Source organism: Cupriavidus sp. USMAHM13 (assembly GCF_001854285.1).
Lineage (GTDB): Bacteria > Pseudomonadota > Gammaproteobacteria > Burkholderiales > Burkholderiaceae > Cupriavidus > Cupriavidus malaysiensis.
On record NZ_CP017752.1, the window covers coordinates 999,032 to 1,013,154 of the forward strand.

The window sequence follows — 14,123 nt, forward strand, 5'->3', positions numbered from 1 at the left end:
TCGATCGCAGCGGCCGCGCCGCGTCGCCGGATGGGGGCGCGGGCGGGATGCCGCCGGAACGACCGGCTTACCCGTTATCTTGTTCTTCGCTCGCAGGTACGGTCGCCTCGTCCGGGCCGGCGCGGAGCCGCCGGAACCGATGCGATCGCCATGCGTTGGCTTGTACTGTGTTGTTGCGCTTCGCCTGCCGCACGGATGACGTTCCTGTCGCCGGGCCCGTCTTAGCGCTGGCCTTCGACATCGATCGCTTTCCCCGCATGGGCTTCCCGGCCCGCAGGCGGCGACAGCCATGTCGCCGGAACAAAACCCCGTGAAGCATGCACGGGAGTATTCGAATTACCGCGAAGTGCTATTTATAGTCTTTGTATTATTTTTATCACATTGGAATGCCCGGAAGCCGCGATTTACCCCCTACGGACGAAGGGAGGGCTGGGCTGGAAGTGAAGGAAAAGACAGGGGAGAGCTGGCGCCGCTGGCCGGACGGACCGCGCGGCCTGCACAGGGCCCGCGCAGCGCGGCGGGCCGTTGGCGGTGGTGGCGCGGAGCCCGTGGAGGAGGCGCGGCGCCGGGATCCGGCGCCAGGTGCTGCCCGAGGCGCTTGTTGAGGTTCCTCCTACCGGGCAGGCACCGAGTTCGGCGGCAACTGATAACTCCACGTCTCGCTCAGCGTGCGGCCGCCCGAGACCAGGGCCTCGCGGATCTCCACGGCCTTCTGCGGATCCTTGACCTTGAGGCGCAGCTGGCTGCGCCAGCCCTGGATGGGCGGGTTGGGCTGCAGCGTCTGCTCCAGGATCTCGGCGTTGTCGCCGGCGCTGAGCTGGAGCTGGACCGGCGTGCCGGCCGGCAGCGTCGCCAGCACCGGACCCTCGAAGTCGACGGTCAGGCCGATGCTGCCGTCCAGGTGGCGGATCAGGTTGGGCTGCATGACCTCGCCGGCGCTGCGCAGCGTCTGCTTGACCCAGGCCAGTTTCTGGTCCAGCAGCGCGCGTTCGTCCAGGGTCCAGTGGATGGTGTAGTCGGCGCGCAGCGGCTGGCCCTTGGGCGGCAGCGTGTCCGGCGTCCAGAAGGCGACGATGTTGTCGTTGGTTTCGTCCGGCGTGGGAATCTCCACCAGCTCGACCTTGCCCTTGCCCCAGTCGCCCTCGGGCACGATCCAGGCGCTCGGGCGCAGGTCGTAGCGGTCCTTCAGGTCTTCGAAGGCGGAGAACGCCCGGCCGCGCTGCAACAGGCCGAAGCCGCGCGGATTGGTCACCTGGAAGGTGCTGATGGCAAGCTGGCGCGGGTTGTTGAGCGGGCGCCACAGCCATTCGCCGCCGCCGGTGTGGATGGCCAGGCCGTTGGAGTCATGCAGGGCCGGGCGGTAGTTGTAGGGATCGCGCTGCTGGTTGGGGCCGAACAGGAACATGCTGGTCAGCGGCGCCACGCCGAGCTTGGCCACGGGGCCGCGCATCAGGATGCGCGCCTGTACCTTGAGGGTGGTGTCGGAGGTGGTGAGGCCGGGGGTCAGCTCGAAGCGGTAGGCGCCGGTGGCGCGCGGCGAGTCGAGCAGCGCGTAGAACACCAGCTGCTTGTCGCGCGCGGCGGGGCGCACGAGCCAGAATTCGCGGAAGGCCGGGAATTCCTCGGCCACCGGCAGGCCGGTGTCGATCGCCAGGCCGCGCCCGGACAGGCCGTAGACCTGGCCCTTGCCGACCACGCGGAAGTAGCTGGCGCCGAGCACGCTCATGATCTCGTCGTCCTTGCCGGCCTGGTTGATCGGGTACAGCACGCGGAGGCCGGCGTAGCCGAGCCGGGCGGTGGCCGATTTGTCGAGCTTGAGGTCGCCGAAATCGAAGCGGGCGGGGTCGTAGCGGATCTCCTGCACCGCGCCGCCGACGATCTCGTTGATGCGCACCGGGCTGCTGAACTGCATGCCCTGGTGGTAGAAGGCCAGCCGGAATGGCGTGCCCTGGTCCTTCCACTCCATCTGGTCGCGACGCGGCTGGATCTTGATGTAGTCGGCGAACTGCATCTGGCGGAAGGCCGGCGGCAGGTTGTTGGCCGGCGCCTGGTAGGGCTGGTCGGCCAGGGTACGGGCGCGGGCCAGTACGTCGTCCAGCGAGAAGGCGTGGGCATGTGCGGCGCACAGCACGGACAGGGCCAGCGTCAGCGTCTGCAGGGGCGCGCGCATCGTCGGGCGCATCATGGGGCGCAGCGTTGCGGCGAAGGCGGCAAGAAGCACGGATCTCTCCAGGAAGGCAGGTGAAAACGCATGCCGGCGGCTGCGGCGGGTGGGTGGCCCGGACGGCCGCGCGGCAAGCCCCTAGTTTAATAGGGGTAAACTGCGCACAAGGAAAGTGCAGAAAGTAACGCTTGCCGCCGTGTGTCCCGCCGGGCCGCGCGCAAGCCGGCATACGGGGCATACGGGGCATACGGGGCGTGCGCGAGGGCGGGCGTGTCCGGCGCCGTCACCGTCACCGTCACCGTCACCGGGGAAACCGACCTGATGAGACTGTTGTCCACGCTGGCCTTGTCCGCCAGCCTGCTTGGAGCGCCGGCGCTGGCCGGCGCGGAGCCGGCCTCGGCCGGCGGCAACCAGGGCGGCTCCGCCGCCGCCAAGGATGCCTTCATCGCCTCCCTGATGCAGCGCATGACGCTGGACGAGAAGATCGGCCAGCTGCGCCTGATCAGCATCGGCGCCGACATGCCCCAGCCCCGCCTGATCGAGGAGATCGCGGCGGGGCGCGTAGGCGGCACCTTCAATTCGGTCACGCGCGCCGACAACCGGCCGCTGCAGGACGCGGCGGTGCAGCGCAGCCGCCTGAAGATCCCCATCTTCTTCGCCTACGACGTGGTGCACGGGCACCGCACCGCCTTCCCCATCAGCCTCGGCCTGGCGGCAAGCTGGGACATGGACGTGGTCGAGCGCAGCGCGCGCGTGTCTGCCATCGAGGCCAGCGCCGACGGACTCGACATGACCTTCGCGCCGATGGTCGACATTTCCCGCGATCCGCGCTGGGGCCGCACCTCGGAGGGCTTCGGCGAAGATCCCTACCTGGTCTCGCAGTGCGCGCGCGCCAGCGTGCGCGGCTTCCAGGGCAGTTCGCCGGCGCGGGCCGACAGCGTGACGGCAGTGGTCAAGCATTTCGCGCTGTACGGCGCGGTCGAGGGCGGGCGCGACTACAACACCGTCGACATGAGCCCGCTGCGCATGTTCCAGGACTATCTGCCGCCCTATCGTGCCGGCATCGATGCCGGCGCGGGCGGCGTGATGATCGCGCTGAACTCGATCAACGGCGTGCCGGCCACCTCGAACCGCTGGCTGCTGCGTGACCTGCTGCGCGGGCAATGGGGTTTCCACGGTGTCACCGTGAGCGACCACGGTGCCATCGAGGAGCTGATGCGCCACGGCGTGGCCAGGGACGGCCGCGAGGCGGCGCGGCTGGCGATCGATGCCGGCGTCGACATGAGCATGCACGATTCGCTCTACCTGAAGGAGCTGCCGGCGCTGGTGCGATCCGGCGAAGTGCCGGTCGCCCGCATCGACGAGGCGGTGCGCGAGGTGCTGGGCGTCAAGTACGACATGGGTCTGTTCCAGGACCCCTACCGCCGCATCGGCAGCGCGCGCGACGATCCGCCCGACGTCGACGCCGAGGGCCGCCTGCACCGCGCCGAAGCGCGCGACGCCGCGCGCCGCTCGCTGGTGCTGCTGGAGAACCGCCAGCGCACCCTGCCGCTGGCCAGGGGCGGCACGGTGGCGCTGGTCGGGCCGCTGGCCGACGCGCCCATCGATATCCTGGGCAGCTGGTCGGCGGCGGCCAAGGCGCGCCAGTCGGTGACCCTGCTGCAGGGCATGCGCGAGGCGCTGGCGGGGCGCGGCAGCGTGGTCTACGCGCGCGGTGCCAATGTGACCGACGACGAGCGGGTGGTGAACTACCTGAATTTCCTCAACTGGGACAAGCCGGAGGTGGTGCAGGACAAGCGCCCGCCGCAGCAGATGATCGACGAGGCGGTCGAGGCGGCGCGCGGCGCCGACGTGGTGGTGGCCGCGGTGGGCGAATCGCGCGGCATGTCGCACGAAGCCTCGAGCCGGACCAGCCTGTCGCTGCCCGGCAGCCAGCTGGCCCTGCTCCAGGCGCTCAAGGCGACCGGCAAGCCGCTGGTGGTGGTGCTGATGAACGGCCGCCCGCTGGACCTCAACTGGGCGAAGGGCAACGCCGACGCGCTGCTGGAGACCTGGTATGCCGGCACCGAAGGCGGGCACGCCATCGCCGACGTGCTGTTCGGCGACTACAACCCCGCGGGCAAGCTGCCGGTCTCCTTCCCGCGCTCGGTCGGCCAGATCCCCACCTACTACAACCACCTGCGCCTGGGCCGTCCGTTCACGCCGGGCAAGCCGCCCAACTACACCTCGCAGTACTTCGAGGAGGAATCCGGCCCGCTCTATCCCTTCGGCTACGGCCTGAGCTACACCGATTTCGCGCTGTCCGGGATCACCTTGTCGGCCACCACCATGCCGCGCCAGGGCAGCATCGAAGCCAGCGTGACCGTCAAGAACACCGGCACGCGCGACGGCGAGACCGTGGTGCAGCTCTACCTGCGCGATGAGGCGGCCTCGGTGGTGCGGCCGGTCAAGGAACTGAAGGACTTCCGCAAGATCGCCCTCAAGGCGGGCGAGAGCCGCCAGGTGCGCTTCATGCTGGATGAAGACAGGCTGAAATTCTTCAACGACCGGCTCGACTATGTGGCCGAGCCGGGCGAGTTCACCGTGCAGGTCGGGCTGGATTCGCAGGCCGTGCGCGCGCGGACCTTCACGCTGCTGCGCTGATCCGCCGGGTCACGGGAGCAGGGGGCTCCGCCTGCTCCCGGTGATGCGCGGTGGACCAGGGCTGGCCGTGGCGGCGCCTGCCGCGCCGCCGGCTCAGGCCTGCGTGATCAGGAAGCGTTCGCGCTGCTTGCCGATCCATGCCGGCGCGCGGCCGCGGCCGGACCAGGTCTGGCCCGTCTTCGGATTGCGGTACTTCGCCACCGATGCGGACTTGCTGCCGCGCGGACGGCCGCGGCGCGGCGTCAGGTCATCGGTGCTCAGCCCGTACTGCGCCATCAGCCCGTGGATCTGCGCGATCACGGCCCCGATCTCCGCCTTGCGCGCCTGCGCGATGGCGGCGTCGAGCGCCTCCCGCTGCACCAGCAGTTCCTTGTAGCTTGCCATGGTGACCTTCCCTTTATCTCTGTTCTTCGCTTGGTGATTCGTTGTGCATCGCGCCCCCGGTCTGCCCGGCCGATGCCATCCCGTCGATGGCGGTGGCGTGATGTCCGCTTAACGCGGGATCCGCAAAAGAGTTGACCGGTGCGCAGGCGCGGCCGTGCCTGGGGCACGGCACGCCGGCTTCGGGCGGAGCGGCAGCCTAAGCGGGAAATGTGACGCCTGCGTTGCAGGAGTGCGGAAAAGGTGCGGCATCGGGGCGCGGCATCGGCAGGCATCGGTGCGGCACCGGCACCGTCCTAGCGCGGCGTCGCGGGCCGCGGCACGCTGGCGGCGTAGGCGGGCGGGCGCCGCGCCAGGCTGGCCTGTTCGTAGGCATAGGCCATGGCGATCAGGTCGGCCTCGCGCCACGCGGTGGCGGCGAAGGAGAGGCCGCAGGGCAGGCCGCAGACCAGGCCGGCGGGCACCGTGATGTGGGGATAACCGGCCACCGCCGCCGCGCTGCCGAAGCCGGCGCCGCCGAAGTCGCCGCGCACGAAGTCGGTCAGCCAGGCCGGGCTGGCGCTGGGCGCGACCAGCGCGTCGAGCTCGTGCTCGCGCAGCACGCGGTCGATGCCGTCCTCGCGCGCGAGCCGCCGTGCCTGCGCCAGCGCTTCGAGATAGGGGGCGCTGTCGAGGCCGCCGCAAGCCTGCGCGCGCCGCAGCGTGTCCTGGCCGAAGTAAGGCATCACGCGTTCGCGGTGGCGGTCGTTGAAGGCGATGATGTCGGCCAGCGAGCGGTGCGGCGACCCCGGCGCGAACTCGGCGAGGTAGGCGGCCAGGCCGGCCTTCAGCTCATGCCGCAAGACCACCGACTCATGCGCGCCCAGCCCGGCCTCGCCCGGCAGCTCGGGCAGCTCGACCAGGGTCGCGCCCTGCTCGCGCAGCACCTTCAGCGCATCCTCGATGCGCGCGCTCACGAGGTCGTTGCGCGCGCCGAAATGGCTGCGCAGCACGCCCAGGCGCCGGCCGCGCAGGCCGTCGGTGCGCAGGCAGAGGGTGTAATCCTGCGCCTGCCCGTCGGCCGCCAGCGTGGCCGGGTCACGCGCATCGCGGCCCGCCAGAACGCTCAGCAGCGCGGCCGCGTCGGCCACGGTGCGCGCCATCGGGCCCGGGGTGTCCTGCGAATGCGAGACCGGCACCACGCCGTCGCGGCTGACCAGGCCGACGGTGGGCTTGATGCCGACGATGCCGTTGACCGCGCTCGGCGAGATGATGGAGCCGTCGGTCTCGGTGCCGACCGCCACCACGGCCAGGCTGGCGGCGACCGCCACTGCGGAGCCCGAGCTCGAGCCGCTGGCGCTGCGGTCGAGCGCATAGGGGTTGCGCGTCAGCCCGCCGCGCGAACTCCAGCCGGACACGGTGCGCGGCGAACGGCAGTTGGCCCATTCGGACAGGTTGGTCTTGCCCAGGATCACGGCGCCGGCCGCGCGCAGCCGCTCGACCAGGAAGGCGTCGCGCGGCGCCCGCGCGCCGAGCAGGGCGAGCGAGCCCGCCGTCGTTTCCATCTTGTCCGCGCTGGCGATATTGTCCTTGAGCAGCACCGGGATGCCATGCAGGGGCCCGCGCACCCGGCCGGCCTGCCGTTCCGCGTCGAGCCCGCGCGCGATGTCGATGGCGTCGGGATTGATTTCGATCACCGCGTTGAGGCAGGGGCCGTGGCGGTCGATGGCATCGATGCGGTCGAGGCAGGCGGCGACCAGGCTGCGGCTGTCGGTGCGTCCGCCCAGCATCGCCTCTTGCAGGCCGGCGATGCCGGCTTCGACGATGGCGGCGTTGGTGCTCGGGGAATGGGCTGCCATGGCGGCGTCTCCGGTGGCTGCTGCGGTGCCCGCCGCCTGGGCTGGCTGGGGCGGCCGGCCCAGGCGCCGGCCGGCGCGGCGGGGATGTGGCCGCCGCGGCGGTGCCGCAGTGTAGCCTGAAGCGCCTCGCGCCTTCAGGGCGGGCTTTCCCGTAGAGCGCTGGTGCCGCGCTGCCGTCGCCTCGCCGTCTCCGTCGCCGTCGCCGTCGCCGTCTCCGTCGCCGTCGCCGTCGCCGTCTCCGTCGCCGTCGAGCGCGGCTACGCGGTTGCCGGCACGGCCGCCTCGCGGGTCTCGAGCGCATGCCGCAGCGACAGCGCGATGCCGCGCGCGGCCACGCGCACGTCCGCCAGCGAGGGGAAGGTCGGCGCGATGCGCAGGTGGCTGTCGTGCGGGTCGCGGCCGTAGGGGAAGGCGGCGCCCGCCGGGGTCAGCACCAGGCCGGCCTCGGCCGCCAGCGCCACCGTGCGCGCCGCCAGTCCAGGCGGCGTGTACAGGCTGATGAAGTAACCGCCCTGCGGCACGGTCCAGCGCACGCCCGGCACGTCTGCCAGCAGTTCGCCGAAGGCGGCCAGCACGGCGTCGAACTTGGGCCGCAGCAGCGCGCGGTGCGCCGCCATCAGCCGCTCGACGCCGGCGCGGTCGCGCAGCCAGTGCACATGGCGCAGCTGGTTGAGCTTGTCCGGACCGATGGTACGCACCGCGCTGCATTGCTGCCACCAGGCGACGTTGCGCGGCGAGCCGGCCAGGAAGGCGACGCCGCTGCCGGCCATCGTAACCTTGGACAGCGAGGCGAACACCAGGGCACGGTCGGGGTGGCCGGCCGCGGCGCAGGCCGCAAGCACGGCGGGCGTGGCGTGCGGGGTGTCGGTCAGGTGGTGCAGGCGGTAGGCGTCGTCCCACAGCAGGCGGAAGTCGGGCGCGGCCGTCGGCATCGCCGCCAGCCGGCGCACCACCTCGGCCGAATAGATGGCGCCGCTCGGGTTGCTGTACAGCGGCATGCACCACATGCCCTTGATGCTGGGGATGTCGCGCACCATTTCCTCGACCGCCTCCAAATGCGGGCCGTCGGCGCGCATCGGCACGGGGATCATGCGGATGCCGAGCGCCTCGCAGATGGCGAAGTGGCGGTCGTAGCCCGGCACCGGGCACAGCACGGCGGCCTCGCCGCGCACCCAGGGCGTGCCGCCGGCCATGCCGTGCAGCATGGCGAAGGCGAGCGCATCGTGCATCAGTTCCAGGCTGGAGTTGCCGGCGGCGACCACCTGCGCCGGCGGCACCTCCAGCAGCGCGGCGCCCAGCTCGCGCGCCTCGGGCAGGCCCAGGGGGTGGCCGTAGTTGCGGCAGTCGATGCCGTCGCGCGACAGGTGACCGGCCGCCGCGGCATCGTCGAGCAGGGCGCGGGACAGCTCGAGCTGCTCCGGCGCGGGCTTGCCGCGCGACATGTCCAGGCGCATGCCGAGCTGCTTGAACTGGTGGTAGGTGTGCGGCGTCACGCGCGTCTCCTTTGAGCGGAAAGTGGGGGAACGGCGCCAGTATGCGGAGGCGCATGCCTTCAGGCAAACGCGTTATATTGATGCTTTTGATCAGGTTTTCTGATGGCAGGGTGCTTTCCCACGCGCACCACCGTGCCTTCCCGTCCCGCCCCGTCGCTTCCCGGGCGGGGCCGGCCGGGCAGCGTGCGCATGACCTGGAGCGGTGTGTCCCGATGAAATCCCTTGACCTCGATGTGCTGGCGATGGTGGTGGCGGTAGCCGATGCCGGCAGCTTCGTGCGCGGCGCCGCGCTGGTGCACCGCTCGCAGTCCGCGCTCAGCATGCAGATCCGCGCGCTCGAAGACACGCTCGGCAAGACGCTGTTCGTACGCGGCCCGCGCCACGTTTCGCCGACCCCGGACGGGCTGGTGCTGATCGCCTACGCGCGCCGCATGCTGGCGCTGCGCGACGAGGCCTGGGCAGCCATGGTCCATCCCGAGGTCAAGGGCCGCGTGGCCATCGGCGTGCCGGACGACTATGCCTCCTCGCTGCTGCCGGCGGTGCTGCGCAAGTTCTCGGCCAGCTATCCCAAGGTGGAGATCCACGTGATCGGCCTGCCCAGCCACGCGCTGGCGCCGCTGCTGAAAGACAACAAGCTGGACCTGGCCTGCGTCACGCGCATGAAGGGCCTGGGCGGCGAGTTCATCCGGCTCGAACCCATGGTCTGGGCCGGGCCGGCGGCGGGCGGACGGGAGGTGTGGCTGGAGCGCCCGCTGCCGATCGCCGTGTTCGGCGCCGGCAGCACGGCGCGCGCCAATGCCATCCGCGCGCTGGAGCGCGCCGGCATCGGCTTCCGCACCTCTTATGAGAGTCCCAGCCTGATGGGCTTGCTCAGCATGGTCGAGGCCGGCCTGGCGGTGGCCCCGTCGGCGCGCTGCGCGGTGCCGCCCTCGCTGCAGCAGCTCGGCCGCGCGCATGGCCTGCCGGCGTTGCCCGAGCTGGAGATCGTGCTGGCGCGCAGCGCGCGCTCCAACCGCCCGCCCTGCGACTTCCTCGCCGAGCAGATCCTGACGGAACTGCGGTTGTAGCGCCGCGCGTGAAGGGATGGCGTGTGGGGATGGCGTGTGGGGATGGCGTGCGCGGAACATCCCGGCCGACGGCCTCAGCGGATGTCGACCACCGCATCGCGGATGGAGACGCGGCGCGGGATCAGCTTGTGGCGCAGGGCCAGTTCGGCGCTGTCCTGCTGGGCATCGAGCACGGCGGCGTCGAGCGGATAGCGCGCGCCCCAGTCGACGCGCGGCACGGCCTTCTGCCACACCGCCAGCGGCACCTTGGTATTGTCCGCCAGCAGCGCTGCCGTGGCGGCGGGGTGGGCGGCGCTGTCGCGCGCCTGGGCCTCGACCTGTTCGAACAGCAGCCGCAGCGCGGCGGGATAGCTGGCGGCGAAGCGGCGCGTGGCGATGTAGAAGCCATACTGCGGCACCGAGAGCTTGCCGATCTCGAGCAGCGCGCGCGCGCCCGCGCCGAGCTCGGCGTCCGCATAGCGCGGGTCGGGTACCGCCCAGGCATCGACGTCGCCACGTTCGAAGGCTGCGCGCGCTTCGCCGTAGGCGAGATAGGCGAGCTGCACGGCGCCGGCGTCCAGGCCGGCGTCCTGCAGGGCCTTGAGCACGAACAGATGGCCCTGCGAGCCCTTGGCCACGGCGATGCGCTTGCCCAGCAGCCCGCGCACGTCGCGCACCGTGGAGTCCTTGGGCACGACGATGGCGTAGCTGCGCTGCAGCTTCGGCGCATAGGCCACGTAGACCAGGGACGGCGCGCCGCCCGCCTGCGCGAAGATGGGGGGCGTCGAGCCCACCGTGCCGACGTCGACGTCGCCGCTGTTGATGCCCTCGACCATCGGCAGCCCGTAGACGAACTCGATCCACTTGACGGTGACGTGATGCGGCGCGAGCGCTTTCTCGAGGCGGCCGGAGGCCCGCAGCGCGACCAGGCCGTCGCCCTTCTGCACCCCGATGCGGATTTCGCCGGGCCAGGCGTCGGCGGCGTGCGCGGCCTGCAGCGGCGCGACGAGCAGGGCGGCGAGCAGGCCGCAGGCGCCGAGCGCGCCCGCCAGCCTCTTGGCAAAGGCCGCGCAGGCGGCGGCACGGCGGCAACGGTTCATGGCGTCAGGCCGCATCGCGGGCGGCGAAGAAGCGGTTGGCCGGCCGCGCCAGGCCGTAGTGGCCGCGCAGCGTGGTGGCGGTGTACTCGGTGCGGAACAGGCCGCGCCGCTGCAGCAGCGGCACCACGTGCTCGACGAAGGCATCGAGCTGGGCGGGCAGCACCGGCGGCATCAGGTTGAAACCATCGGCGGCGCCCGTGGCGAACCAGTCGGCGATGACGTCGGCTACCTGCTCCGGCGTGCCGGCGAAGGTGAAGTGCCCGCGCGCGCCGGCCAGCTCGTGCAGCAGCTGCCGTAGCGTCGGGCGCTCGCGCCTGACCAGGCCGGTGATGACCGCGGCGCGGCTCTGCGCCGCCTGCACGGTGGCGGGATCGGGAAAGTCGTCGACCGACAGCGGCTGGTCCAGGTCGAGGTGCGAGAAGTCATGGCCGCCGAAGCGGTTGGACAGGCGCTCCAGGCCCACGCTGACATCGGTCAGCGCGTTCAGTTCTTCGAGCAGTGCGCGTGCCTGCGCCTCGGTCGCGCCGATGGCGGCGCTCAGGCCGGGCAGGATGACGATCTGCGCCGGTGCGCGTCCGAGCGCCGCCGCGGCGCCCTTCAGTTCGGCGTAGAAGGCCGCGGCGCTGGCCTTGTCGAGATGGGCGGTGAAGACCGCCTCGGCGTGCCGGGCGGCGAACTGCCGGCCCGAGGGCGAGGAGCCGGCCTGCACCAGCACCGGCCAGCCCTGCGGCGGACGCGGCAGGTTGAGCGGGCCCGCCACGCTGTGGAAGCGGCCCTGGTGCGCGACCGGGCGGATGCGTGCCGGGTCGAGGAAGCGGCCGCCCGCGGCGTCGTCCACGATGGCGTCATCGGCCCAGCTGTCCCACAGCCCGGTCACCACGTCGAGGAATTCGTGCGCGCGCGCATAACGCTCGGCGTGCTCGATCTGGTGCGCGTGGCCGAAATTGGGGCCGGCGCCGCGCACCCAGGAGGTGACGATGTTCCAGCCGGCGCGGCCGCGCGTGATGTGGTCGAGCGAGGCGAACTGCCGGGCCAGGTTGAACGGTTCGGTGTAGGTGGTCGAGGCGGTGGCGATCAGGCCGATGTGCCGGGTCGTCTGCGCCAGCGCGGCGAGCGTGGTGATCGGCTCGAGCGCGCCGGTGGCGACGTGTGCGGCACCGTCGCCCAGCGCCAGCGCATCGGCCAGGAAGACCGAGTCGAAGCGGCCTTGCTCGGCGCGCTGCGCCAGGGCGCTGAAATAGTCGAGATCGGTCAGGGCCTGGCGCGTGGCGCCGGCATGCCGCCAGCCGGCTTCATGGTGGCCGCGGCCGTGGATGAACAGGTTGAGGTGGAGTTGACGGGACATCGCGCGCCGGCCTTGCCGTATCGGAGTGCCCGCTGCGGGGCGTTATGGGACCTGGGACCTGATGGGGCACCAGGGCTCCGATTGTAGGAACGGCGGCGCGCGGCGCGAACGAAGGATGGTGCATATCGATATCGGACGGCCATGCCGGCTGCGGCACGGCCGTCCGGAACGCCGCCGCTCAGGCCGCCAGGCGGAAGGTGCCCACGGCCTGGTGCAGGGCGGCGGCCTGCTCCTCCAGCGAGGCCGCGGCGGCGGCCGCTTCCTCGACCAGCGCGGCGTTCTGCTGCGCCATCTGGTCCATCTGCGTGACGGCCTGGTTGACCTGCTCGATGCCGCCGCTCTGCTCCTCGGTGGCGGCGCGCATCTCGCCCATCAGGTCGGTCACCCGCTTGACCGCCTCGACGATTTCTTCCATCGCGCGCCCGGCGTTCTCCACCAGGGCGGAGCCATCCTCCACGCGCTGTGCCGAGTCGCCGATCAGGGCCTTGATCTCCTTGGCCGCGGTGGCGCTGCGCTGGGCCAGGCTGCGCACCTCGCCCGCCACCACCGCGAAGCCGCGTCCCTGCTCGCCCGCGCGCGCCGCTTCCACCGCCGCGTTGAGCGCCAGGATATTGGTCTGGAAGGCGATGCCTTCGATCACGCCGATGATGTCCACCACCTTGCCGGAGGCCGTCTTGATCTCGCCCATGGTGCTGACCACCTGGGTCACGATGCCGCCGCCGCGCACCGCGATCTCGCTGGCGCCTTCGGCCAGGCGGCTGGCCTGGCGCGCGTTCTCGGCGCTCTGGCGCACGGTGCCGGTGAGCTGCTCCATGCTGGCCGCGGTTTCCTGCAGCGAGGCGGCCTGCTCTTCGCTGCGGCGCGACAGGTCCGCATTGCCGGCGGCGATCTGCTTGGCCGCGCCGGCGATGGCATCGGCCGAGCCGCGGATGCTGCCGATGGCGCCGGTCAGGCGCTGCTGCATCTGCTGCATGGAGAACAGCACGCTGCGCTGGTCGCCCGGGCGGGTGTCCACCGCCGTGGACAGGTCGCCCTCGGCGATGCGCGTGGCGATCAGCGAGGTCTGCGTCGGCTCGCCGCCGAGCTGCCCCTGCAGGTTCCTGGCGATGCGCAGCACCACCACCGTCATCACCAGGCCGATGCCCAGCAGCAGGCCCAGCGACTTCATCAGGCTAAGGCGGAACGCGGCATTGATGTCGTCGAGGTAGACGCCCGAGATGAAGTTCCAGTCCCAGGGCCGGAAGTTCTCCACGTAGCTCAGCTTGGGCTGGGGTTCCTGCGCGCCGGGCTTGGGCCACTGGTATTCGAGGTAGCCCTTGCCCGGGCCCTTGCCGATGGCGGCGATGTCGCGGAACAGGAAGGTGCCGGTCGGGTCCTTGGTCTGTTCCATGTTCTGGCCGTTCATCTCCGGCTTGAACGGATGCATCACCACCACGGCGTCGGAACGCATCAGCGTGAAGTAGCCGTCGCCGCCGAAGCGCATCGCGCGCACCTGCTCGATGGCGCGCTGCCGGGCTTCGTCCATCGTCATCTTGCCGGCGCGGGCCTCGGCTTCCAGCGTGGCGACGGTCGTGATCGCGGTGTTGGTCACGTGGACCAGGTCGAGGCGGCGCTCCTCCAGCCGCAGCGCGCGCATCTGCCAGGCATCCCACAGGGTCAGGCCGAGCAGGCAGATCCAGCTCAGCACAAGCGGCAGCAGCAGTTTCTTCCTCAGACTGAGGTTATCCAACATCACAAGTCTCCCGTATCAGTGGCTCTTAAGGCATAGTCGCGGCGCATTGCCGGAATTTCTCAAGATATCGACCTGGTTTCGGCACAACTTGACGCTGCGCGACTAGGGGGATTCCTCGATGGCGCGGCGCGGGCGATGGTGCACCGGCGGCCCGCGTGCCCTGCGTATCGACTGTGTCGGTGCTGTAAGCCGCTGTAACAGGGTGGCGTGCGCGTGTCATTGCCTTTTTAAATGAGAACCATTATCCTTTTCAGCTCTTGCCCGGCGGGCGGCGATGCAGGCGCGAACGCTTGCACCGGCGTCGGGCGCGAGTTCTGACGAGGGCGCCGTTTGCCGGGAACCGCCGCGGCACGGCCGCCGCGCGGTGGCCGCAGCCGCGCC

General features: G+C 71.2%; 9 protein-coding genes. 2 read left to right on the top strand and 7 right to left on the bottom strand.

Annotated features, from left to right (window positions below):
* Window positions 1-613: 613 nt before the first annotated feature.
* Window positions 614-2,185 (bottom strand): glucan biosynthesis protein G, encoded by a 1,572-nt coding sequence (locus BKK81_RS22800; protein WP_071022075.1) that lies wholly within the window; start codon window positions 2,183-2,185, stop codon window positions 614-616.
* A 300-nt stretch (window positions 2,186-2,485) separates the two neighbouring features.
* On the opposite strand from BKK81_RS22800, the gene bglX reads away from it, so the two are divergent.
* A complete protein-coding gene (bglX, locus tag BKK81_RS22805) occupies window positions 2,486-4,807 on the top strand; it encodes a beta-glucosidase BglX (protein WP_083384735.1) in 2,322 nt (773 codons plus the stop codon).
* A gap of 93 nt (window positions 4,808-4,900) precedes the next feature.
* Here bglX and BKK81_RS22810 read toward each other — a convergent pair whose 3' ends face one another.
* The 3 genes from BKK81_RS22810 to BKK81_RS22820 form a co-directional block, all read right to left on the bottom strand.
* Complete coding sequence (locus BKK81_RS22810; protein WP_071017954.1) at window positions 4,901-5,191, bottom strand: H-NS histone family protein; 291 nt, start codon at window positions 5,189-5,191, stop codon at window positions 4,901-4,903.
* A 293-nt stretch (window positions 5,192-5,484) separates the two neighbouring features.
* Entirely contained in the window at window positions 5,485-7,026 is a 1,542-nt protein-coding gene (locus tag BKK81_RS22815) for an amidase (protein ID WP_071017956.1), read from the bottom strand.
* 257 nt (window positions 7,027-7,283) lie between these two features.
* The gene (locus BKK81_RS22820) at window positions 7,284-8,480 is read right to left on the bottom strand and encodes an aminotransferase class I/II-fold pyridoxal phosphate-dependent enzyme (RefSeq protein ID WP_071022080.1); all 1,197 of its coding nucleotides are present in this window, start codon (window positions 8,478-8,480) and stop codon (window positions 7,284-7,286) included.
* Window positions 8,481-8,731: 251 nt separating this feature from the next.
* On the opposite strand from BKK81_RS22820, the gene BKK81_RS22825 reads away from it, so the two are divergent.
* The gene (locus BKK81_RS22825) at window positions 8,732-9,586 is read left to right on the top strand and encodes a LysR substrate-binding domain-containing protein (RefSeq protein WP_071017958.1); all 855 of its coding nucleotides are present in this window, start codon (window positions 8,732-8,734) and stop codon (window positions 9,584-9,586) included.
* A 74-nt stretch (window positions 9,587-9,660) separates the two neighbouring features.
* On the opposite strand, the gene BKK81_RS22830 is transcribed toward BKK81_RS22825, so the two are convergent.
* The 3 genes from BKK81_RS22830 to BKK81_RS22840 form a co-directional block, all read right to left on the bottom strand.
* Window positions 9,661-10,665, bottom strand: coding sequence for an aliphatic sulfonate ABC transporter substrate-binding protein (locus BKK81_RS22830; protein WP_071017960.1), 1,005 nt, complete (start codon window positions 10,663-10,665; stop codon window positions 9,661-9,663).
* A 4-nt stretch (window positions 10,666-10,669) separates the two neighbouring features.
* Window positions 10,670-12,010, bottom strand: a complete 1,341-nt coding sequence (locus BKK81_RS22835) for an LLM class flavin-dependent oxidoreductase (RefSeq protein ID WP_071017962.1) — start codon at window positions 12,008-12,010, stop codon at window positions 10,670-10,672.
* Between the two features lie 178 nt (window positions 12,011-12,188).
* The gene (locus BKK81_RS22840; RefSeq protein ID WP_071017964.1) at window positions 12,189-13,742 is read right to left on the bottom strand and encodes a methyl-accepting chemotaxis protein; all 1,554 of its coding nucleotides are present in this window, start codon (window positions 13,740-13,742) and stop codon (window positions 12,189-12,191) included.
* Window positions 13,743-14,123 lie beyond the last annotated feature (381 nt).